The sequence below is a fragment of the Actinoplanes sp. NPDC021490 genome (genome assembly GCF_055562135.1).
This window is the reverse complement of record NZ_JBVHFW010000004.1, coordinates 531,199-552,998: the sequence shown is the minus strand read 5'-3', so window position 1 is coordinate 552,998 and position 21,800 is coordinate 531,199. Positions and strand designations below refer to the sequence as shown.

Annotated in this window: 21 protein-coding genes; 11 read left to right on the top strand and 10 right to left on the bottom strand. The window is 71.1% G+C overall.

The window, feature by feature from the left end; translation table 11 throughout:
- Window positions 1–88: 88 nt before the first annotated feature.
- Window positions 89–322, top strand: coding sequence for a hypothetical protein (locus ACZ3I4_RS14365; protein WP_465382338.1), 234 nt, complete (start codon window positions 89–91; stop codon window positions 320–322).
- A 114-nt stretch (window positions 323–436) separates the two neighbouring features.
- Window positions 437–2,680, top strand: coding sequence for an exo-beta-d-1,3/1,6-glucosidase (locus tag ACZ3I4_RS14360; protein ID WP_465382337.1), 2,244 nt, complete (start codon window positions 437–439; stop codon window positions 2,678–2,680).
- Here ACZ3I4_RS14360 and ACZ3I4_RS14355 read toward each other — a convergent pair.
- Window positions 2,667–3,674: a GNAT family N-acetyltransferase gene (locus tag ACZ3I4_RS14355; protein WP_465382336.1), complete on the bottom strand. Its 1,008-nt coding sequence runs from the start codon at window positions 3,672–3,674 to the stop codon at window positions 2,667–2,669. The genes ACZ3I4_RS14360 and ACZ3I4_RS14355 overlap by 14 nt on opposite strands.
- Before the next feature lie 224 nt (window positions 3,675–3,898).
- On the opposite strand from ACZ3I4_RS14355, the gene ACZ3I4_RS14350 reads away from it, so the two are divergent.
- Together ACZ3I4_RS14350 and ACZ3I4_RS14345 are read left to right on the top strand one after the other, a co-directional pair.
- Window positions 3,899–4,564 carry a SanA/YdcF family protein gene (locus tag ACZ3I4_RS14350; RefSeq protein ID WP_465382441.1) on the top strand — a complete coding sequence of 222 codons (666 nt, stop codon included), beginning with the start codon at window positions 3,899–3,901 and terminating at the stop codon, window positions 4,562–4,564.
- A gap of 537 nt (window positions 4,565–5,101) precedes the next feature.
- A complete protein-coding gene (locus ACZ3I4_RS14345; protein ID WP_465382335.1) occupies window positions 5,102–6,118 on the top strand; it encodes an LLM class flavin-dependent oxidoreductase in 1,017 nt (338 codons plus the stop codon).
- Here the strand turns inward: ACZ3I4_RS14345 and ACZ3I4_RS14340 are convergent.
- Window positions 6,111–6,557, bottom strand: a complete 447-nt coding sequence (locus tag ACZ3I4_RS14340) for a hypothetical protein (RefSeq protein WP_465382334.1) — start codon at window positions 6,555–6,557, stop codon at window positions 6,111–6,113. The two genes, ACZ3I4_RS14345 and ACZ3I4_RS14340, sit on opposite strands and share 8 nt — an antisense overlap.
- A gap of 140 nt (window positions 6,558–6,697) precedes the next feature.
- On the opposite strand from ACZ3I4_RS14340, the gene ACZ3I4_RS14335 reads away from it, so the two are divergent.
- Both ACZ3I4_RS14335 and ACZ3I4_RS14330 read left to right on the top strand, forming a co-directional pair.
- The gene (locus tag ACZ3I4_RS14335; RefSeq protein ID WP_465382333.1) at window positions 6,698–7,441 is read left to right on the top strand and encodes an ABC transporter ATP-binding protein; all 744 of its coding nucleotides are present in this window, start codon (window positions 6,698–6,700) and stop codon (window positions 7,439–7,441) included.
- A gap of 1 nt (window position 7,442) precedes the next feature.
- Entirely contained in the window at window positions 7,443–9,323 is a 1,881-nt protein-coding gene (locus tag ACZ3I4_RS14330) for an ABC transporter permease (protein WP_465382332.1), read from the top strand.
- 6 nt (window positions 9,324–9,329) lie between these two features.
- Here the strand turns inward: ACZ3I4_RS14330 and ACZ3I4_RS14325 are convergent, their stop codons facing one another.
- The 3 genes from ACZ3I4_RS14325 to ACZ3I4_RS14315 all read right to left on the bottom strand — a co-directional run bounded on the left by ACZ3I4_RS14325 (window position 9,330) and on the right by ACZ3I4_RS14315 (window position 12,516).
- Window positions 9,330–9,944, bottom strand: a complete 615-nt coding sequence (locus ACZ3I4_RS14325) for a hypothetical protein (RefSeq protein ID WP_465382331.1) — start codon at window positions 9,942–9,944, stop codon at window positions 9,330–9,332.
- A gap of 90 nt (window positions 9,945–10,034) precedes the next feature.
- Window positions 10,035–11,096 (bottom strand): DUF3616 domain-containing protein, encoded by a 1,062-nt coding sequence (locus tag ACZ3I4_RS14320; RefSeq protein WP_465382330.1) that lies wholly within the window; start codon window positions 11,094–11,096, stop codon window positions 10,035–10,037.
- A 58-nt stretch (window positions 11,097–11,154) separates the two neighbouring features.
- A complete protein-coding gene (locus tag ACZ3I4_RS14315) occupies window positions 11,155–12,516 on the bottom strand; it encodes a M28 family metallopeptidase (protein ID WP_465382329.1) in 1,362 nt (453 codons plus the stop codon).
- A gap of 75 nt (window positions 12,517–12,591) precedes the next feature.
- Between ACZ3I4_RS14315 and ACZ3I4_RS14310 the strand changes: the two genes are divergently transcribed.
- The 4 genes from ACZ3I4_RS14310 (at window position 12,592) to ACZ3I4_RS14295 (ending at window position 14,717) form a co-directional block, all read left to right on the top strand.
- On the top strand, window positions 12,592–13,338 hold the full coding sequence (locus tag ACZ3I4_RS14310) for an SDR family oxidoreductase (RefSeq protein ID WP_465382328.1): 747 nt from the start codon (window positions 12,592–12,594) through the stop codon (window positions 13,336–13,338).
- Window positions 13,339–13,625: 287 nt separating this feature from the next.
- Window positions 13,626–14,279, top strand: a complete 654-nt coding sequence (locus ACZ3I4_RS14305; RefSeq protein WP_465382327.1) for a hypothetical protein — start codon at window positions 13,626–13,628, stop codon at window positions 14,277–14,279.
- A 61-nt stretch (window positions 14,280–14,340) separates the two neighbouring features.
- Complete coding sequence (locus tag ACZ3I4_RS14300) at window positions 14,341–14,502, top strand: hypothetical protein (RefSeq protein WP_465382326.1); 162 nt, start codon at window positions 14,341–14,343, stop codon at window positions 14,500–14,502.
- Between the two features lie 23 nt (window positions 14,503–14,525).
- Entirely contained in the window at window positions 14,526–14,717 is a 192-nt protein-coding gene (locus ACZ3I4_RS14295; RefSeq protein ID WP_465382325.1) for a DUF397 domain-containing protein, read from the top strand.
- A gap of 25 nt (window positions 14,718–14,742) precedes the next feature.
- Here the strand turns inward: ACZ3I4_RS14295 and ACZ3I4_RS14290 are convergent, their stop codons facing one another.
- A complete protein-coding gene (locus ACZ3I4_RS14290; RefSeq protein ID WP_465382324.1) occupies window positions 14,743–15,213 on the bottom strand; it encodes a DUF6082 family protein in 471 nt (156 codons plus the stop codon).
- 95 nt (window positions 15,214–15,308) lie between these two features.
- Here ACZ3I4_RS14290 and ACZ3I4_RS14285 point away from each other — a divergent pair, with 95 nt between their 5' ends.
- Window positions 15,309–16,064: a hypothetical protein gene (locus tag ACZ3I4_RS14285; RefSeq protein ID WP_465382323.1), complete on the top strand. Its 756-nt coding sequence runs from the start codon at window positions 15,309–15,311 to the stop codon at window positions 16,062–16,064.
- Window positions 16,065–16,072: 8 nt separating this feature from the next.
- On the opposite strand, the gene pheT is transcribed toward ACZ3I4_RS14285, so the two are convergent.
- The 4 genes from pheT to ACZ3I4_RS14265 form a co-directional block, all read right to left on the bottom strand.
- On the bottom strand, window positions 16,073–18,553 hold the full coding sequence (pheT, locus tag ACZ3I4_RS14280; RefSeq protein ID WP_465382322.1) for a phenylalanine--tRNA ligase subunit beta: 2,481 nt from the start codon (window positions 18,551–18,553) through the stop codon (window positions 16,073–16,075).
- Window positions 18,554–18,557: 4 nt separating this feature from the next.
- Window positions 18,558–19,619 carry a phenylalanine--tRNA ligase subunit alpha gene (gene pheS, locus ACZ3I4_RS14275; protein WP_465382321.1) on the bottom strand — a complete coding sequence of 354 codons (1,062 nt, stop codon included), beginning with the start codon at window positions 19,617–19,619 and terminating at the stop codon, window positions 18,558–18,560.
- A 206-nt stretch (window positions 19,620–19,825) separates the two neighbouring features.
- Window positions 19,826–20,830 (bottom strand): alcohol dehydrogenase catalytic domain-containing protein, encoded by a 1,005-nt coding sequence (locus ACZ3I4_RS14270; RefSeq protein ID WP_465382320.1) that lies wholly within the window; start codon window positions 20,828–20,830, stop codon window positions 19,826–19,828.
- Window positions 20,830–21,606 carry a TrmH family RNA methyltransferase gene (locus ACZ3I4_RS14265; RefSeq protein WP_465382319.1) on the bottom strand — a complete coding sequence of 259 codons (777 nt, stop codon included), beginning with the start codon at window positions 21,604–21,606 and terminating at the stop codon, window positions 20,830–20,832. The genes ACZ3I4_RS14270 and ACZ3I4_RS14265 overlap by 1 nt, the downstream gene beginning before the upstream one ends.
- Window positions 21,607–21,800 lie beyond the last annotated feature (194 nt).

Sequence of the window (21,800 nt, the reverse complement as noted above, 5' to 3'; positions counted from 1 at the left end):
CAACACCATTCCCCCGGAGAGTTGCTATGACCGCGCCCACCGTCGCGCGGCCGGACGGGCATCGTCCCCCGGTGATATGACTTCACCCATGGCTGACAAGACGATCATTGCCCTTCGCGAGGCCGCCGACGCGTACGCCGAAGCGGTCCGCACCACGCAGCGGTTCTTCGACCGGCTGGAAGACACCAGCGACCCGTCCGCGCTGGTCGAATACGCCACGCTGGTCGAGCGCGAGAAGGAGGCGGCCGGGGCCCGGCTGGACGCCCTCGAGGCCGCCGGCATCGAAGTGCCGAGCATCGATGAGAGTGATTCTGATAACTAAGTGAAAAGTTCCGGAACCGTACCGGTCTCCCGTAACCGGTTCCGGACTGGAAGACTCCCGGTTGTTCGTGTTTCGCAGACCGTGCCACCGCGGTCATGACGACCGGAGGCGCTTGTGCCTGCTGACGTCCCGTACCGGGATCCGTCCTTGCCCGTCGACCAGCGCGTCGACGACCTGCTGGGCCGGATGACCTTGCCCGAGAAGGTCGGTCAGATGCTCCAGCTGGATGCCCGGGGCGACGTGAAGGAGATCGTCAGCGAGAAGCTGGCGGGCTCGATCCTGCACACCTCCCCGGCCAAGATGCTCGAGGCGATCGACCTGGTCGCCAAGACGCGCCTGCAGATCCCGCTGCTCACGGCCGAGGACTGCATTCACGGCCACTCGTTCTGGCCGGGGGCGACGATCTTCCCGACCCAGCTCGGGATGGCCGCCAGCTGGGACGCGGAACTGATCGAGCGGGTCGCCCGGGTCACCGCCGTCGAGGTGGCGGCCACGGGCATCCACTGGACCTTCTCCCCCGTGCTCTGCATTACCCGCGACCTGCGGTGGGGCCGGGTCGACGAGACCTTCGGCGAGGACCCGTTCCTGATCGGCGAGCTGGGCTCGGCGATGATCCGCGGCTACCAGGGCGGCGGGCTCGACGACCCGACGGCGATCCTGGCCACGGCCAAGCACTTCGCCGGCTACTCCGAGACCCAGGGCGGCCGCGACGCCAGCGAGGCCGACATCAGCCCGCGCAAGCTGCGGTCGTGGTTCCTGCCGCCGTTCGAGCGGGTCGCCAAGGAAGGCTGCCGGGTCTTCATGCTCGGCTACCAGTCGATGGACGGCGTGCCCATCACGGCCAACCGGTGGCTGCTCAACGACGTGCTCAGGGGCGAGTGGGGCTTCACCGGCACGCTCGTGACCGACTGGGACAACGTCGGCCGCATGGTCTGGGAACAGAAGGTCTGCGCCGACTACGCCGAGGCCGCCGCGCTGGCCGTACGGGCCGGAAACGACCTGGTGATGGTCACGCCCGGCTTCTTCGAGGGCGCGCAGGAAGCGGTCGAGCGCGGGCTGCTCAACGAGGAGGAGATCGACGAGGCCGTACGCCGGATCCTGCGCCTCAAGTTCGAGCTGGGCCTGTTCGAAAACCCGCGCGGCCCCTCGCCGACGCTCATCGAAACGGTGATCGGCGCCCCGGAACACGCCGAGCTCAACCTCGAGGTGGCCCGGCGCTCGCTGGTGCTGCTCAAGAACGACGGCGTGCTCCCGATCGCCCGCGACAAGTTCCGCCGGATCGCCGTGGTCGGGCCGAATGCCGACAACGTGTCCGCCCAGCTGGGCGACTGGGCCGGCGACTCGGGCCAGGTCGACTGGATGCCCGACGGCCACCCGCGCGAACTGATCGAGACCGTGCTCGACGGCTTCAAGGCGGTCGCACCGCAGGGCTGGGTGATCGAGCACGCGCGCGGCGCCGAGATCGAGCGCCTGGTGCCCGACCCCGAGGGCGCGACCTACCCGGACGGCCAGCCGCGGCCGCCGATCTCGCAGAGCGCGCCGATCGACCACCACCTGATCGACGTGGCCCGCGACAAGGCGGTCCGCGCCGACTACGCGGTCGTGGTCGTCGGCGACACGGTCAACCTGACCGGCGAGCACAAGTCGACCGCGACGCTGGAGCTGCTGGGCGGCCAGATCGCCCTGCTCGACGCGGTCGCGGCAACCAAGACCCCGATGATCGTCGTGCTGGTCAACTCGAAGCCCACGGTCCTGCCGCCCTCGGCCCTGGGCGCGGCCGCGATCATCCAGGCCTTCAACCCCGGCATGCGCGGCGGACGGGCGATCGCCGAGCTGGTGCTGGGCCTGATCGAGCCGACCGGCCGCCTGCCGCTGTCGGTCGCCCGGCACGTCGGGCAGCAGCCGGTCTACTACAACACGATCCGCGGCCAGCACGGCAACCGCTACGCCGACCTGACCCAGGACCCGCTGTTCGTGTTCGGCGAGGGGCTTTCCTACACCACCATCTCGTACGGGGACCTGACCGTCACCACGCCGTCGGTCTCCCCGTCGGACACCGTGCGCGCGACGGTCACGCTGACCAACAGCGGCACCCGGCCGGCCCTGGAAACAGTGCAGGTCTACATCAGCGACCTCGTCACGTCGGTCACCTGGGCGGGCCGCGAACTGAAGGCGTACCGCCAGGTGACAGTGCCCGCCGGCGCCCAGGTCACGGTCGACCTGGAACTGCCGGCAGCCGACTGCTCCCTGGTCACCGCCGACGGCCGCCGCATCGTCGAGCCCGGCGACTTCGAATTGCTGGTCGGCCCGAACTCCCGCGAACGCGACTTGCTGCGAGCCCCGTTCACGATCGAGTGACCTGCCTGGCGGTGGCCAGAGGCGCAAGGTCAAAACCGAGCTTCCGGTACGCCGCCAGGGCCGCCACATTGTCGTAGTCGACGAACAACGCAACCCGCTCGCGTCCCCGCAGCAGTTCCCCAATGACAAAGGAACAGAGCGTCGCCGCCCGGCCCTTCCCCCGCTGGTCGGGCCGGGTGGTGACGCCCGCCAGAAACCCGGTGTCCCGGCTCGACCACGCATCAGCGGCCACCGCCACAAGCCCGCCACCCGCGTCCCGGATCCCGGCCCACCGCGTCACGCCCGGATCGCCGACCCGCGCGTAGGACGCCGGGAACGCCACCTCGAGCAGCCCCGCAACCTCGGCCAGCTCGTCATTCCCAAGCCAGTGCGGCTCCCCCACCGCCACCGACCGACCGCCAACGTCTGCGCCTGGACCGTCCGCACACCCGCCGTGCTCACCGCCCGCGTCACTCGATGCTCCAGCGCTGTCCCCGCCCGTGTTTTCTCCGGTCGTGTTGTCCCCGGCCGTGCTGTCCCCGGCCATGTTGTCACCGCCCGTGCTGTCCCCGGCCGTGTTGTCGCCGGCCGTGCTGTCCCCGGCCGTGCTGTCCCCGGCCGTGCTGTCCCCGGCCGTGCTGTCCCCGGCCGTGCTGTCCCCGGCCGTGCTGTCCCCGGCCGTGTTGCTTGGGCCGCCCGGCGACGCATTCGTTTCCATCCAGGCGAAACGGCCCACCACCGACAGCCCCGGCACCAGGCCGGCCACCGCCACCACCAGGTCTTCCCGCCCGAGCGGCCGGAACGACGGCGCCACCTCGGGCAGCACGCGCCCGAGCAGAGCGGCCACCGCAGCCGGCTCCCCGTGGATCGCCAGCCGGTCCCGGCGCGACAACTCGGCCGCGGCCACCACCGCAGCCCCCGGGGCGATCCAGATGCACACGCCCGGCCGGTCCGCGGCCCACATCATCAGCGGGTCGGCCCCGGTCGCGGCGGCAAGATCGGCAAGGTTCGGCACCGGCCCATCCTGCCCGCCGGCCGCCTTCGTCCGCTCGACCCCTGTGGATAACCCCGAACTGTGGATAACTCCAGGCCCCCACCGCCGATGTGCGTACGGTGCCACCACCCGGGTGGGAGGGGGAGGCGGTGGCCGTACAGCGATCTTGAAAGAACTGGGAAGGCGATCTTGGGAGGGCGGGGAAAGCGTTGACAGGGGCTGGCATTGTTCTGCGGGTGAAGATCATGGGGCGGCGGTGGGTTCGGCGGGGGCTGGCCGCGGGGGCGCTCGTTGTGGCGCTCGGGGTGCTGACGTCGGCGAGCGGCGAGTTGTGGACCCGGGGCACGGCTCACGGGCATGTGTTCGGCGAGGCTGACGTTCCCGCGGCGCCGGTGGCGATCGTGCTGGGGGCGCAGGTCTACGACGACGGGCAGCCCTCGCCGTTTCTCGCGGCGCGGCTCGACATCGCCAAGCGACTGCTCGACGCGGGCAAGGTGCGGGCCATCCTGGTGTCGGGTGATCACTCGCGCTGGGAGTACGACGAACCGGGCTCGTCCGAGGTCTACCTGGTGGCCCGCGGGGTGCCGGCGTCACGGATCGCGCTGGATTACGCGGGCTTCGACACGTACGACTCGTGCTCCCGGGCCAAGCGCATCTTCGGGGTCGGCGAAGCCATCGTTGTCACGCAGACCTATCACCTCGAACGGGCCGTGGCCCTCTGCCGCACGCTGGGCATCGAGGCGACCGGCGTGGGCGACGACTCGGTCCGCATCTACAAGGAGCCGTGGCGCAACTCGGTGATCCGCGAGCGCGGGGCGGTGGTCAAGGCCATGGCCGACGTCATCACCGGGCGCGATCCGGTCTTCCTGGGCCGCCAGGAGACCACGGTGCAGGAGGCCCTGGCCAACTGACCAACGCCGCGCGCAACACGACCGAAGGCGCGCGACACAACCGACGGCGCCGCGCGTGACAGCGCACGCCGCGCGACACAACGCCGCCGCGGGCGACATAGACCACGCCGCACGGCACAACCACGCCCCACGGCACAGGCCAACACGGGCGACACAACCACGCCGCGGGACACAACCACGCCGGCGGGCGACACCACAGGCCATGCCGCACGGCACAGCTACGCCGCCGGACACAATCACGCCGCGCGCGACACGACGGGCCACGTCGCGCGACACGGTCGGCGCCGCGCAACACAACACCGTCGGCGGCCCGAAACTCAGTCCACGGCGCGGCACGATCGGCGGCGGGTGGGATGTGGCCGGCGGCGAAATCTGTCAGCGCGAGTGGGCAGCGACGCCGAAGGTCGGGGACGGCCGGACCGGCGGTTGATCAGCAGCCACGTCGCGTACGGGAAAGCGGTTAAGAGATCAAGACGAAGCGGTGCACCGACTTCAGGCCACGATCATGCTCCACCGGTCCGTGGCATGCTGAGAACCGTGACGTCGCGACCTTTGCGAAAACTCGGATTTCTGACCATCGGGCTGTTCGACGGGGACGACCCGCGGCCGGGGCACGAGTCCACGCTCGAGATCATCAAGCTCGGTGAGGAGCTGGGGTTCGACAGCGCCTGGCTGCGGCACCGCCATCTGCAGTACGGCATCTCGTCGCCGGTCGCCATGCTGGCCGCGGCCTCGCAGCGGACGTCCCGGATCGAGCTGGGCACGGCTGTGATTCCGCTCGGGTGGGAAAATCCGCTGCGCCTGGCCGAGGATCTGGCCACCGTCGACCTGCTGTCCGGCGGGCGGATCAACCCGGGCATCAGCGTCGGCCCGCCGATGAACTGGGAGACCGTCAAGGAAGCCTTGTATCCGGACACCGCCGACGCCGAGGACTTCAGCTATCGGCGGGTCGAGCGGCTGCTCGGTTTCGTGCGCGGCGAGCAGGCCACCGACTTCAGCGGCGCCCAGGGTGTGGTCGAGGTGTTCTCGAACCGGGTCGAGCCGCACTCGCCGGGCCTGGGCGGCCGGATGTGGTACGGCGGGGCCAGCCTGCGGTCGGCGCAGTGGGCCGGCGAGCACGGCATGAACTTCCTGACCAGCAGCGTGGTCAAGGCCGAGGAGTCGGAGGACTTCGCCGAGATCCAGCTGTCGCATGTGCGGACGTTCCGCGAGCATCATCCGGCGGGCGACCAGGCCCGGGTGTCCCAGGGGCTGGTCGTGATTCCCACCGACTCGGCGACTTCGGAGCAGAAGGCCAGATATTCCGCGTACGTCGAGAAGCGCACCCCCCGTACGAAGGAACCGCAGGGCCCGGCCCGGATGCTGTTCTCCCCCGATTTTCTCGGCTCCTCGGCCGAGATCGCCGACCGGCTGAACGCGCACGCGGCATACCGCGAGATCGACGAGGTGGCGTTCGCGTTGCCGTTCAGCCTGGAGCACGCCGACTACGTGCAGATCCTCACCGACATCGCCAGCCACCTGGGCCCGGCGCTGGGGTGGCGGCCCGCTACGTGAGGGCGGGCACGCTCACCTCCTGGCCGTCGGTCAGGCTCGCGACCGGGATCAGCGCGGCCGGGCCGCTGCCCATCAGCACCAGCGTGGTGGCGTCCCGGTTGCCGGCGGCGATCTGCTTGAGGGCGGCCACGTCGTCGGCGGCCACGGTGACCCGGCCGTCCTTGCGCGCGGCCTCGACCTCGCCGAGCGGGCCGCTGAGCACGATGCACAGCTTCCGGTCGCCCTCTTCGGCGTAGTAGGTGTCGGCGTCGCACATCCCGAGGAAGCCCGGGTCCTTCTGCGTCTCCCCGGAGAGCTGATCGTCCTGCGCGTACACCTCGAGGGTGTGGCGGCCCGGCAGCTTGAGCGGGTCGGCCCACACCGCCGTGCTGACCCCCACGCCCGCCACCGCTACCGCCAGGATTCCGGCCGTCCAGGCCCACTTCCGTCGCTTCGACATGGGTATGAACCTATGGATCGGCGACCCGCGCGGGCTTGAGTAGCGGGGCTCAAACCGACCGGGGTGGTAGGCCTAGCACTACCCGGGCCGGGATGCTGGCCGTAGCGACTTCGAGCCCGGTTCTCCATAGCGTTTTCCGCATGACGACGACGCTGACGACGACAAACGCAGCTGTGGCTCTGCACAGCGTGAGCCGGGTGTTCGGCCGGGGTCCCGCGGCCGTCCACGCGGTCGACAACGTGACACTCGAGTTTCCCCGAGGCGGCTGGACGGCGGTGATGGGTCCGTCCGGCTCCGGCAAGTCGACCCTGCTGCACTGTGCGGCCGGGCTCGAACGGGTGGACAGCGGGCGGGTGCTGCTGGGCGGCACCGACCTGACCGCGGCCGGCGACGCCGAATTGACCGCGCTGCGACGAACCCGCATAGGGTTCGTGTTCCAGAGCTTCAACCTGATCGGCTCGCTCACCGCCGAGCAGAACGTCGCGTTGCCCCTGCGGCTGGCCGGGCAGCGCCCGTCCCGCTCGGCTGTGCGGGCGACGCTGGCCGCGGTGGGTCTGGCCGACCGGGCCCGGCACCGGCCGCGCGAGCTTTCCGGCGGCCAGCAGCAGCGGGTGGCGATCGCGCGGGCCATGGTGACCCGGCCCGAGGTGTTGTTCGCCGACGAGCCGACCGGCGCCCTCGACTCCACCTCCGCCCGTACGGTGCTCGACCTGATGCGGGCCATGGCCGACAGCGGGCAGAGCATCGTGATGGTCACGCACGACCCGGGGGCGGCCGCGCGCGCCGACGCGGTGGTTTTCCTGCGCGACGGACGCGCGGTCGACATGCTCGCCGGGGCCGACGCCCACCAGGTCGCCGACCGGCTCGCGGAATGGGAGCACTGAGATGCTGCGCATGAGCCGGGCCGGCCTGGCCGACCGCTGGACCCTTTTCGTCGGTGCGCTGCTCTCGGTCGCCCTCGGGGTGGCGCTCGTGCAGTCCTCGTTGCTGCTGCTCATCACCGCGGCCACGCTCGACCCGCCGCCGGGGCTGAGCGAGGCCGGGCGCATGCAGTTCTCCGACGGCACGGCCGCCGCGGTGGCGATGCTGGGCGTGGTGCTGGGCGGGTCGGTGTTCCTGGCCGGCTTCATCATCAGCTCGACGTTCGCGTTCACCGTCGACCAGCGCCGCCGCGACCTCGCCCTGCTGCGCCTGGTCGGCGGGAGCCGCGGGCAGGTCCGGCGGCTGCTGCTGGGTGAGGCGCTGCTGCTCGGCCTGGCCGGCGCCGGCTTCGGCATCCCGGCCGGGCTCGGGGTGATGGCGGTGCAGGCGTGGCTGATGCGCCGGTTCGAGTTCGTGCCCGAGGGCTTCACCGGGCAGTGGCGCATGTGGATCCTCGGTGTCTCGTTCGGCACCGGTCTGCTGCTGGCGACGGCCGGGGTGCTCGTGGCGGCACGGCGGGCGGCGAAGGTGCGGCCGCTGGAGGCGCTGCGCGAGACCGGGGCGGCGGCCCGGGTGATGACCGCCGGGCGCTGGATCGCGGGCCTGCTGTTCCTCGGCGGCGCGCTGGCGCTGATCATCGTGGCCCCGCACGGCGGCCCCGCGGGCGGCGCGGCGATGGCGATGAACGTGGCGATGCCGGCCGCCGTGGCCGTGGTGGCGTTCGCCCCGCTGCTGGTGCCGCTGGTCGCGCGGCTGATGCCATTCGGCGGCGGGGTGCTGGGCTCGCTGGCCCGGGCCAACGTGCGGGACGCGCGCCGCCGCTCGGCCTCGGTCGCGGCCCCGCTGATCGTGCTGGTCGCCCTGGTGGTCGGCAACACCGCGGCCGGGGCGTCGTTCACGGCCAGCGGCGTCGGGGAACTGGCCCGCTCGACCCACGCCGACTTCGTGGTGGAGAGCCGCGGCCCGGTCGGGGCGGTGCCGGGGGTGGCCACGGCGTCGGCCGAGCTTTCCCTGCCCGGCGAGCTGACCTACGGCCACGGCGAGGACCGGGAGACCGAGGGCGTCTCCGTGCTGGTGATCGACCCGGCGGCCTACGCGGCGGTGCACGGCACACCCGTGACGCTGAGCGGGCGGGCCGCGGTGGCCGGGCCGGGCGGTGACGTGCCGAAGACCGGGACCGTACGCCTGCGGCTGCCCGGCGGCGACCTGGGCGAACTGCCGATGGCGGGTTCGGTGCCGGTCACCATGAGCGGCGGGGCGAACCTGCTGCTGCCGTCCGGGCTGCTCTCCGAGGCTCAGCTGGCCGGGGCGACCGCGCTGTCGTTCGTGTCGCTGGCGCCGGGGGCCGACCGGGCCGCCGTACGGGCCGCGCTGGCCCGCACCGGACCGGTCTCCGACCTGGACGACTGGCTGCGCGCCGACGCCGCGACCCGCAACTCGACCAACGAGAAGATCATGCTGATCGTGCTGGGCCTGGGCAGCCTGTACGCGCTGATCGGCGTCATCAACTCGGTGGTGATCAGCGCGGCCACCCGCCGCCGGGAGTTCGCCGAGGCCCGGGTCACCGGTCTGACCCGCGGCCAGGTCGTCCGGGCCGCTCTGCTGGAGGCGTACGCCGTCACCGGCGCGGGCCTGGTGCTGGGGGCGGTCTCGGCGGGCGGGGCCTTCATCGCGGTCCTGGCCACCACGTCCGCCGTCACCGGCACCGCGACTCTGGACCTGTCCTGGTCGCTGATCGCCGGCGTCACGGTGGTGGCCCTGACCGTCACCGGCCTGACCAGCCTGATCACCTCCTGGTCGGCCACCCGCCGCCCGCCCGTGACCCTGCTGGCCGCCCGCGAATGACGCTCGTCAGGCCACCGGCTTGTCCTCGACGTTCTCCTCGAAAACGGGGAGAACGCACCCCAGTCCCTCCGGGATCCCGGGCCATGGGCGGTCCGGGACATCGGTCGCGCTGAGCCGGACGAGGGTTTGCAGCGCGGCCGAGCGGATCTCCCGCATGCTGGTCGTGAGCCGGAGAATGTCGTTCTCCAGCTTGTCGAGGAGAAACAGGGCTTCGATGACGCTCTGCAGAGAATCCGCGGGCGGCGACGAAACAGCCGGCGACGAAACGAGCGGGCGCGAAACGGCCGGCGGCCCGGCCACCTCAGGGCGGGCGCCGGGCCGGCTGACTCGTGGAGGAGTGTCCGGGAACGGCGTGACCGGGGCGAGGCCGAGCAGGTGGTCGTCCGACGGCCCGAGATCCTCGGCGCCGTGGGCCATCAGCCAGCGGGTCAAAGCCGTCAACGTCTCGCGATCGGCGACGCCGGCCCGGTCGACCCGGCGGGAGCGCAGTTCGAAGACGGTCTCGTACTCGCCGCGCCGGTTCTCCTCGTCGCAGATGCCGACCAGCTGACGGCCGGGCTGATCGACGACGTCGACGCGCCGGCCCTCGATGAAGACGGGATCGGCCGGCTCCATGGTCACCACTCCGCCCTCACGCCCGGGAACTGCCGGAGATCACGGTAGTCATCAGCGGCACCGGCCGGCCCGAGAACACGCAGGCCGGCCCGCGAATTACGGCAGTCGGACGACGTCGGCGACGACGGCGTCGTCCTCGGTCAGGCGGACCGCGGCCGGGCTGTCGTAGACGACCAGGAGGCGGCCGTCGCCGTAGTTGCTCAGGCCCTCGGCGTGATCGTCGCCCTCGCCGAAGGTCAGCTCGAGCTCCCGCGAGATCAGGTCGCCGCGGACGATCGTCGGCTGTTCCGAGCGGCTGGCGCCGTGCCAGCGGTAGACCCGGACCGGGCCGTCGAGGTCCATCGTCGGGCCGGCCAGGATCAGCAGGTCGTCGCCGTCGGGGCACAGGTCGCGCACGCCCAGGCCGTCGAGCCGGAGCACATGCTTGCGATAGGTGAAGCCGTCGGGGAACTTGTGCAGGCGCAGCCGGTCGGGCTCGTCCGGGTCGATGTACGGGCGCAGCTCGAGCACGAACGCCCAGCCGCGCAGCACCGGCCCGCGCAGACCCAGATAGACCCGGTCGCCGCTGACCGCGATGCCCTCGATGTCGAGCCCGTTGTCCTTGCCGGGGATGGGCAGGAACGGCGCCAGGTGTTCGTCCTTGCGCAGCAGGCGACGCAGGTCGTCGTGACCACCCAGAGCCGCCGCGCGGTGCCTCTCACCGTCGACCTCGATTTCCCGTACGGGGGTGGGCAGCCCGTCGACCTCGGCGATCGGGAGGCGTACGAGAATCTGGCGGTTCTCCTGGCCCTCGATGCGGGCCAGCCGCCGCAGCGCCTTCTCGCCCTCGTGCCTCTCCTTGATCTGCTTGCGCCGCAGGCTGTGCGATCCGATCGCCCACAGGAAGTGGCCGGCCCGGGCCAGCCCCTCGACGTCGGCCTCCTCCTCGATGTCGGTGCCGGGCAGGCTGATGAAGTCCCCGAGGCGGTACGTCGTCTCGGACCCGAACTCGGTCGGCGCGGCGGGATCGTCGGCCACCAGGCGCTCCACGCTCGCGGTCTCGTCACCCGCGATCCACAGCACGGGCCCGTCGAGGCGTACGGCGGAGAGGTTGGTGTGCGTCGCCGCGGCGCGCGACTTGTCCCCGAAGCGCAACCGGACTGTGTGATCGAGCGTCATGGTCCACATCGTTGCACCGGGAAACCACCGCGGGGTCTCCTCTGTCGGGATAGCGAAATCAGCTGGACGGGCGAGGAGCGGCGACCGGGCTGCGATGTCCGTCGGTGTCCACCGCCCGTACGCCGAAGAACACGTTGTCCTTGGACAGGTCGATCGTCACCGTCGTCACCTTTCCGACCGGCCGGGAATGCTCCCAGTCCGGCGCGGTCGTCTCCCGCCACACGACCTCGTATCCGGCCAGATCGGGTTCGGCGCCGAGCTCCCAGCGCAGGGTCGTCTCGTTGGTCAGCTGGGTGGTGTCGATGACCACGCCCCGCGGCGTGCCCGGCGCCTGCGACAGCGACCACAGCGTGGCCGCGTTGACCCGGGCCACCCGGGCGATGTAGTCGAAGTCGCAGAACTCGATCAGATCGCCGTACTGGACGCCGTTCTCCACCCGTACGTCCTGGTGCTCGTGGGCGAAGTTCTCGCGCGGCTCGGTGAAGCGGGCCGCCGGATAGCCGCGCAGCAGGAACGAGATGTGGTCGCTGCCGCGCAGGTAGCGGTCGCGCCGCCAGATGACGCGCACGTCCGTGCCGTCGGGCTCGACGTCCTTGACGAACCGGCCCAGCTGCCGTGACGGCCCGTCGTTCTCGCCGCCCACGCTCTTGCGAGTGTTCGCCTCGGCCGCCGTCTCCGCGGTCGGAACCCCCTCGACGAACAGCCGCACGGTCCGGTTGGCGGGCCGGGTGCCGTCGTGGGCGTCGCCCGTGCCGACGATGTCGTTGCTGAACATGGCCTGGATGTCGGTGTTCCGGTCGCGGTAGGCCTGCGCCATGTGGTCGGAGCCGTAGAGTCCCTGCTCCTCGGCGGCCACGGCGGCGAAGACGATCGTGGCCTCGGGCCGCCGGGTGGCCATCACCCGCGCGAGTTCCATCGCCACGGCCACGCCGGACGCGTCGTCGTCGGCGCCCGGGGCGTCCTTGACCGCGTCCATCACGTCGGTCACCCGGGAGTCGTAGTGCCCGGTCACCACGTAGGTGCGGGCGGGGGTGACGCTGCCGGTCAGCGTGGCGATCACGTTGGTGATCGTGGTCGGCGCGGGGACGCGCGGCGAGACCGGCTGCACGAACGACTGCAACTCCACGGTCATCCGCCCACCCGACGCCGCGGCGTAGCGCTGCATCTCCGCGAAGATCCAGTCACGGGCGGCGCCGATTCCCCGTACGGGGTCGGTCTGGCTGGAGAGGGTGTGCCGGGTGCCGAACGAGACGAGCTTGCGGACGATCGCCTCGATCCGCCCGGGGTCGATCTCGAGCAGGATCGCCCGCAGCTCCCGGTCGGGACGAGCGCCGCCGGCACGGGCCTCCCCCGCCACGAGCGGTGCCGCCGCGGCAGCCGCGGTCACGGACAGAAACGCACGCCGAGTCGACTTGGCCATGCCCCTCACTGTGTCCCACCACGTGGGAGATGTCTACAGTCATCGATGCCTAGGGCGTTCGCGTAGGGTCGAACCGTGACGATCTCGGGAAGCGTCCTGGTCAGCGGGGCCTCGCGCGGCCTCGGCGCGCACCTCTGCCGCCGGCTCGCCGCGGACGGATGGCCGGTCGCGGTCAACTACCGCTCCGACGCCGAGGGAGCAGCCAAGGTCGTGGCCGGCATCGAGGCCGCAGGCGGGACGGCGGCCGCCTTCCAGGCCGACGTGACCGACGAGCACGACGTCGCCCGCCTGGCCACCGAGGTCGAGAAGACCCTTGCTCCCGTACGGGTGGTGGTCGCGAACGCCACCGGCCCGCAGCCCGCCTCGCGAGCCGAGGACACGACCTGGCAGCAGCACCTCGACCAGCTGACCTTCTTTGTCAAGAGCCCGACCCTGCTGCTGCAGGCCACCCTCCCCCAGATGCGGCGCCTGGGCGGCGGCCGCTTCATCCACATCGGCTCGGACATGGTGGAGCGGGCGCTGCCCGGCTTCTCGGCCTACAACGCGGCCAAGGGCGCCCAGCTCATCCTGGCCCGCACGTGGGCGCGCGAGTTGGGCGCCGACAACGTGACGGTCAACGTGGTCGCCCCGGGCTGGATCCCGGTCGAACGCCACGGCGTGGTCACCGACGACGACACCCGCGACTACGTCGCCGAGATGCCGCTGGGCCGCATGGGCACACCGCAGGACATCGCCGACGTGGTGGCTTTCGTGGCTTCCGACGCTTCCCGCTTCATCACCGGCGAACGCATAACGGTCAACGGCGGCCACACCATCGACTGACAGCTGGATTCTGCATTCTGCATCTGCCGATCCGGACATTGCCACAGCGCCAATTATCAACCACCTGCAAGTAACTCGGCCGAGGTCCCCCATGTGGGTGAAACAGCCCTGGTAGAAGGCTCTGTCAACGCGCCCGGACCAGCTTTTCTACAGTAATACACCGCATTCTCGTACGCATTCCTTACCAGCAAATTGAAACTCATTGTCCGACGTCGATCGGAACGGTTGATAAGCCGTTGATCCGGTGCCAAACTTCCACCGTGAATCGATCTTCGGATGGAGCACCCATGAAGGCTGAATCGACAGCCGGTCGTAATCTCGACCGCCGAGCAACTCTGATCATCTCCCTCACCGGCGTGATCGCCGCCGCCGGAGGAGCCGCGATGTTCATCCGGCCCGGCAGCTGGCCGGTCGGCGTAGCCCTCTTCGCCGCCGCCGCACTGCCGCTCGCGGTCCGCACGCTCCGAACGCCGGAACAGCACACCGCGGCCGGCGGCACATCCGTCGTGACGCCGCGAAGAGGCGGTAGGCCGCGCGAGGCCAGGCATCTAGATCTCTCGGACGAGATGCCGACCCTTCAGTCCTACGTCGACATCGTCCCATCCTGCACCTTCGCCTCGGTGCCTCCGCGGACCAACCGGCCGAGCCGCATGCGGGACCTGTGGACGATTCTGCTGATCTCCGTGTATGGCGTCACGATCTACTTACTCGTGGCGCACGTCCACGAGACCGTCCTACCGGCGACGGCAATCCCGGCGACGATCGTCGCTGCCTTGTCGGTCGTCAGAATCCAGAGCAGGGCCGCCCATCCACGGCGGCACCCTGGAACTGGACCAGAAGAAAGCACCGTCAAGCAGTTCTCATATTCCATCTCACAAACGAGGAACGAGCAGCAGTATGCGCCTGCCGAAAGCGTCGGAGACCAAGGGAGAAGCGACTGATGGAAAAAGCTCGGGTACCACCAAAGTAACCTTCAATCTGACCCCCCGGGCGGAGCAGGCCATGACCGACCTGCTGCCGCTGACCCGCGGCAACAAGACCGATGTCATCAATCAGGCACTCGTCCTTTATTCAAAACTCGTCAAATTGTCGGCCAAGGAGGACGCGAAGCTGGTGATCGAGGACGGCGAAAACCGAAGAGAGTTGGAATTTCTTTGGCCCTGACGATGCGAGGAACGGGAGAGGCGATGGAGTCACAGGTGCTGCAGCAGTGGCGGAAGTCGAGCGCCAGCGGGATCAAGGGGTGCGTTGAAGTCGCCCACGAGACCACGATCCTGGTGCGCGACTCGAAAGATCCGGACGGGCCGGTGCTCAAGTACACGACCGAGGAATGGACGGCCTTCCTGAAGGGAGCCAAGAACGGCGAGTTCGACTTGTAGGCAGGGGTGAGGGCGGGGCGGCGGGCTAACCATCACGAGGCCCGTCGCCATCCGTGAACGCCGTACTGGAGATCGTCCGGTACTCCCGCTCCACGATCTCCACGAATCTTCGCCTCGGACCGCCGGCCGCCTCGGTCAGCCACACCGAGCGCATGTCGGCCCAAGCCTCCCGCGGGCCGGGGTTAGCGAACAGCTCGCTCATCTGGGTCCGCACCTCGGCCTCGCCCAGCGCCCCGGTCAGATAGCCCAGCTCGAAGTGCTTGAGGAACAGGTTGACGTACCCGCGATGCTGGAAGGTCGTCCGCTCCTCCTCGGTCGGCTCGTAGCCCAGATAGAGCGCCGGATTGTCGATCGCCATCTGGACCAGCTCGAGCTGCGCGCTGCGGATCGCCTGGTGGCGGCTCGCGAACAGGTCGCGCGCCTGCAGGGCCAGGGACGCCGCGGCGGCTACGAGGGCCACGAGCGAGAACGTTATCGAGATGACTTCGCTCCCCATGTCACGGATGGTGACACGGTGACTACCGATACGGATCGTGCCTTGCGCCGCCGAATCAAACTCGCAAAGCGCCCGCAGCGGGATAATCTGCGGGCATGCTTCTCACTGTCGTGGCCGACTACGGCGTGGGCGATCTCGCGTTCGCCGAGGTGCGCCAGCGGTTCGCGGAGCTCCTGCCGCAGGCCGAAGTGCAGACCGTGCCGGTGCCGCCGTTCGACACGGTGAGCGCGGGGTTCTGCGTCGCCCAGCTGGCGCTCACCGACGGGCCGGCCGACCGGATCGTGTTCGCCAACGTGGCGCCGCGCGAGGACGAGGACAGTCCGCGCGCCGACAACGCCGGGGAACCGCTGGCGGCGGCCCGGCTCGACTCGGGTGTGCTGGTGGTCGGGGTGGCGTCCGGCGCGAGCCTGTCGTTCCTGGCCGCCGAGGGCATCCCCGTGCGGGCCGTGAAGGCGGCCGACGCCGGATCGCAGTTCCGCTCCCGGGACGTCTTCCCGGCCGCCGTGGCCGCGCTGGCCCGCGGCGACGACATGCTCGGCGAGCGGGTCACCCTGCCGGGCCCGCCGCACCACGCGGTGGTCTACACCGACGGCTACGGCAACCTCAAGACGTCCTGGCACGAGCCTCCGGCCGAAACCGGTTCCCCCGTACGGGTGAAGGTCGGTGAAGCCACCGCCGAGGCGATCGTGAGCGACGGCATCTTCACCGTCCCGGCCGGTCTCATGTCGTTCGCCCCGGGCAGTTCCGGCTGGGGCGAGCCGTTCTACGAGCTGGTGCTGCGCGGCGGCAACGCGGCCGACGCGCTGGGCCGTCCCAGGGCGGGCACCCCCGTGGAGGTAACCCGCCCCTGAGGCGTGTTTCAGGCGCCGCGGAGCACGGCCCCGAAGCGGGACGTCACCGCGGACACGGCGGAGTCCCGGGCGGCCAGCGTCTCCTCGGTGGTGAGGGTGCGGTCGGGCGCGCGGAACGTCAGCTTGTAGGCGAGCGACTTCTTGTTCTCGCCGAGCTGCTCCGACTCGTACAGGTCGAACAGGGACACCGACTCCAGCAGCGGGCCCGCGCCCGAGGCCAGCACCGTGGACACGTCGGCGGCCGGCACCGAGGCGTCGAGCACCAGGGCCACGTCGATCAGGGCCGGCGGGAACGACGAGATCGCCGGGGCCTGGGTGACCGGGGGCAGCGGCAGCGCGTCCAGGTCGAGTTCCATCACGCAGGTGCGCTTGGGCAGCTCGAACGCGGACACGACGGCCGGGTGCAGCTCGCCCGCGTGACCGACGACCTCGCCGTCGACCGTGATGGCCGCGCACCGGCCGGGGTGCCACGGCGCGAGCTCGGCGGCCCGGACGGCCACCCGGGAGGAGGCGACCCCGGCGGCCGACAGCGCGATCCGCGCCGCCTCGACCGCGTCGGCCCAGGAGGCCGCGCGACCGGGGCCCCACCAGCCGGTGGGCTCGAAATCGCCGGTCAGCGCGACCGCGAGATGCCACGGCTGCTCGGGAACGATCGTGTTGGCCGCCGCCCACTCGTCGTCGGTCGGCCGGCGGTCGACGCCCATCGCCGGCGGGGCGGTCTCGGCCAGGCGCGGCCGGAACACCGTGCCCATCTCGTACAGCGCCAGATCGCGCTTGCCCCGGCCCAGGTTGCGCCGGAGCGTGCCGAGCAGCGTGGGCAGCAGCGACGTGCGCAGCAGCGGCTCCTGCTCGGAGAGCGGGTTGGTGAGCCGCACGGCGCTGCGCCGCGGGTCGTCGGGCGGGTAGCCGAGCTGGTCGGCCGTCGCGGGCGCCACGAACGGGTAGGACAGCACCTCGACGTAGCCGTTCTCGGCCATGGCCCGGCCGACCGTGCGCCGGCGGTGCTGAGCCGGGGTGAAGCCGCTGCCGCCGCGCGCGGGCGGAAGCAGGCTCGGGATGTCGTTGTAGCCGCCGAGACGCGCGACCTCTTCGACCAGGTCGATCGGGGCCAGCAGGTCGGGCCGCCAGGACGGCGGGGTGACCTCGAGCGGGCCGGCCCCGGTGACCCGGCAGCCGACCCGCGACAGCAGCGCGGTCACCTGCTCGGTGTCGTAGGCCAGGCCGATCCGCCGCGAGGGCAGCGCCGGGTCGAGGGTGATCGTCGCGGGCGCGGCCACGTGGTCGATGTCGAGCACCTTGTCGTCGGCCGTGCCGCCGGCGTGCTCGGTCAGGATCCGCACCGCGCGTTCGAGAGCGACCAGGGTGAGCTGCGGGTCGACGCCGCGCTCCCAGCGCTTGGCGGCCTCGCTGAACAGCTTGTGGCGGCGGGCCGTGCGACCGACCATCACGGCGTCCCAGTGCGCCGCCTCGAGCAGCACGTCGACCGTGTCGGGCTGCCACTCGCTGGTCTCGCCGCCCATCACCGCGGCCAGCGAGATGGGGCCAGTGTCGTCGCAGATCACCATGTCCTCGGCGTCGAGCACGCGGGCCACGCCGTCGAGCGTGGTCAGCTTTTCGCCCGGCTTGGCCCGGCGCACGAGCAGGCCGCCGTTGAGCCGGTTGAGGTCGAAGACGTGCATCGGCTGGCCGAGTTCGAGCATCAGATAGTTCGTGATGTCGACCGGCAGCGAGATCGTGCGGATGCCCGCGGCGACCAGGCGCTGCTGCATCCACAGGGGCGAGGGCGCGTGGGGGTCGATGCCCCGCACCACCCGGGCCGAGAACCGGTCACAGCCGACCGGGTCGTCCACGGTCACCGGGTACGGCGGCTCGGGGGTGGGCGGCGCCGGGTCCACCGCCGTCGCCGGGTCGGTGAAGGCGGCGTCGAACACGTAGGAGAGCTCGCGGGCCAGGCCGCGCAGGCTCATCTCGTAGCCGCGGTCGGGCGTGATCTCGACCTCGACCAGCACATCGGCCAGGCCGACCACGGGACGCGCGTCGTCACCGGGCCGGGCGGCCTCTTCGGGAAGCACGATGATGCCGTCGTGATCGCCGCTCAGGCCCAGCTCGGCGGCCGAGCAGATCATGCCGTGCGAGTTCCGCCCGTACGTCTTCCGGGCCCCGATCTTGAATCCGCCGGGGAGCTCGCCGCCGGGCAGGATGACCGCGACCAGGTCGCCCTCGGCGAAGTTGCGGGCGCCGCAGACGATCTCCTGCGGCTCCGCGCGGCCCACGTCGACCGTGGTGAACCGGATCGGCTTCTTGAATCCGGTCAGCTCTTCGATCGTGAGCACGCGGCCCACCACGAGGTCGCCCCGGACGGTGGCGGCCTGGTCGACGATCGACTCGACCTCCATGCCGAGGTTCGTCAGGGCCTCGTCGAGCTGTTCGGCGGTGAGGCCGGCGGGCAGCTCGACGAATTCACGCAGCCAGGACAGTGACGTCCTCATGTGCTCAGACCTCCATTCCGAAGTTCGCGGTGAACCGCACGTCGCCCTCGACCATGTCGCGCATGTCGCTGACACCGTTGCGGAACATCAGGGTGCGCTCGACGCCCATGCCGAACGCGAAACCCGAGTAGCGCTCGGGGTCGATGCCGCAGGCGGTCAGCACCCGCGGGTTGACCATGCCGCAGCCGCCCCACTCGACCCAGCGCGGGCCGTCGCGGTGCTGGGCGAACCAGACGTCGAACTCGGCCGAGGGCTCGGTGAACGGGAAGTAGTGCGGACGCCAGCGGGTGCGCGCGCCGGGGCCGAACATGGCCTTGGCGAAGTGGTCGAGCGTGCCACGCAGATGGGCCATCGTGATGCCCTCGTCGACGACCAGGCCCTCGATCTGGTGGAACACCGGCGAGTGGGTGGCGTCGAGCTCGTCCGAGCGGTAGGCCCGGCCGGGACTGACCACATAGATCGGCGGCTGCCGGGTGAGCATCGAGCGCACCTGGCCGGGCGAGGTGTGCGTGCGCATGACCAGGCCGGGCACGTCGACGTAGAACGTGTCCATCGACCCGCGTACGGCGTTGTCGGGCCCGATGTTGAGGGCGTCGAAGTTGGCCCACTCCAGTTCGAGCTCGGGCCCCTCGACGATGTCGTAGCCCATGCCCGCGAACAGGTCGCCCATGTGCTCCATGAGCGTGGTCAGCGGGTGGCGCGCGCCGCGGGGACGGCGGTCCCACGGCAGCGTGACGTCGACGCGTTCCTCGACCAGCACCCGGGCGGCCCGCTCGATCTCGAGCTCGGCCAGGCGCGAGTCGTATGCGCCCTGGACGGACTGCCGGGCCAGGTTGACCCGCTTGCCGGCGTCGGACTTGGCGGCCGGCGGCAGCGAGCCGATCTCGCGGCGGGCCAGCGACACCGGGGCGCGGTCACCGAGGTGGACCGACTTCAGCGTGGCCAGCTCATCCAGGTCGGACGCGGCGTCGAACGCCTTGCGCGCGTCGTCCACGGCGGCCTCGAGCGCGGCCGGATCGAGCAGGGCGGCCTGCTTCGGATCATAAGGATCGTTGCGATAGGACATGGTCGGGCTGACTCCCTAACACCGGATGAACCATCGGGCAGTGTACGGAGGCACGGCTGGGCCGCAGCCCGCCGGTCAGGGAGTCGTGGGTGTGTCAGACCCGCGGCCCGCGACCAGCGGGCCGGCTAAACAGCGTCATCAGGGTCCCCACGAGGCTCAGCATATCGCGTCGGGCCGGACGCCCGGCGAGGACCATTGCGGTCGTGTCAGCCCGGGCGTACGGCGACGACCATTCCGGCGTGCGCCGGGATCGGCGAGTCCATGGCGGTCAGCGCGACGCCGGCCGCCTCCATCGGGATCTCCGAGCCGACCAGACGGCCCGGGTCGAGCCGGCCCCGCGCGACCAGGTCGAGCATCGGCGGATAGTCGGCCGCGGCCATGCCGTGCGAGCCGACCACCTGCAACTCGCGGGCCACCACCAGGTCCCAGGGCAGCGGCGCGCGGGCGTCGTCGCCCAGCATCAGGCCGACCTGCACGTGCCGGCCGCCGCGGCGCAGGGCGCGCACCGAGGCCTCGGCGGTGGCCGCCGACCCGTACGCGTCGATGGCGATGTCGGCCTCCTCGGTGATCTCGTGGACGATCACGGCGCCGAGCGAGGCGGCCAGCGAGTTGGCCGCCGGGGACGGGTCGACGGCGAGCACGCGCAGGTTGAGCGCGGTCGCGATGAGGACGGCGGACAGGCCCACGCCGCCGCAGCCGTAGACGGCGATCACGGCGTCGTCGCGGACCGGGCCGTGGCCGGTCAGAGCCCGGAAGGCGGTCGCGAACCGGCAGCCCAGGGAGGCCGCCTGCACGAAGCCCACGCTGTCGGGCAGGCGCACCAGGTTGGTGTCGGCCGCCCGCACGACGACCCGCTCGGCGAACGAGCCGGCGTGGGTGAAGCCGGGCTGGGTCTGGTCGGGGCAGATCTGGGCCCGGCCCTCGGCGCAGAACCCGCAGACGCCGCAGCCGTTGACGAACGGCGCGGTCACCCGGTCGCCGATGTCGAAGCCCTTGACGGTCGGGCCGACGGCCACGACGACGCCGGCGAACTCGTGTCCGGGGATGTGCGGCAGCGGCACCGGGTCGTGGCCGCGCCAGGCGTGCCAGTCGGAGCGGCAGATGCCGGTGGCCCGCACGTCGATCACGGCGCCGTCCGGCGGGCAGGTCGGTTCGGGGACGACGGCCACCCGCGGCGGCGCCCCGACGGCGTCGTAGACGATGGCCCGCATCAGCGCTGGGCCCGGGCGGAGGCGTAGAGGCAGACGGCGGCGGCCGCGGCCAGGTTGAGGCTCTCGGCCCCGCCGTAGATCGGCACGCGGACCTGCCGGTCGGCCGCGTCGAGCAGATCGTCGGGCAGACCGTGGGCCTCGGAGCCGAACAGCCAGGCGGTCGGTTTCCCGAGCACGCCGTCGTCGGCCAGGGTGTCCAGGTCGTCCGCGCCGTAGCCGCTGGTGGCGAGCACCTGCAGGCCGGCCTCACGCAGAGGCGTCACAACATCAAGAGGGGTACGCACCACATCTACATGAAACAACGAGCCTGCCGACGCGCGGACGCATTTGCCGTTGTAGGGGTCGACAGCCTCGCCGGCAAAGATCACCGCTCCCGCTCCGGCGGCGTCCGCGGTGCGCAGCACGGTCCCCGCGTTGCCGGGGTCGCGGATCTCCGCCACGACGGCCACCAGCCGGGGATGTTTGGCCAGCGCGTCCTGCAGCGAGACATCCACCTGCTCACAAACCGCAACCAGCCCCTGCGGCTGCACGGTCTCGGCCAGCGCCTCCAGAGCCTCGTCATCAATCGGCGACACGACGGGCGCATGAGCAGCCAAATCAGCGTGCCGCTCGATCGCCTCGACGGTGGCGAACAGCTCAGCCACGACCCCGCTCGCCAGCGCCTCACGCACGGCCTGGGGCCCTTCCGCGAGAAACCGGCCGCTCTGATCGCGATCGCGGCGTCGCTGCAACTTCCGCGCGGCGACGACCCGGGGCGTACGAGAGGTGAACGTCATCAACCGATCCAGTGTCTTGGTCTTGGTTTGGGTTTCGGGCGTACCACTCACGCACGTCGCCCGGACGGGGTGAGCGTTCTGGGCGCGCAGCGCCCTGCTCGGCCCGGCCGGGCCCTCGGCGGGAGCGGCGGTCCGTACCCACCACCCCGCTACGACATGTCCTTGATCTTGACTCTGAACTTGCCTTGATCTTG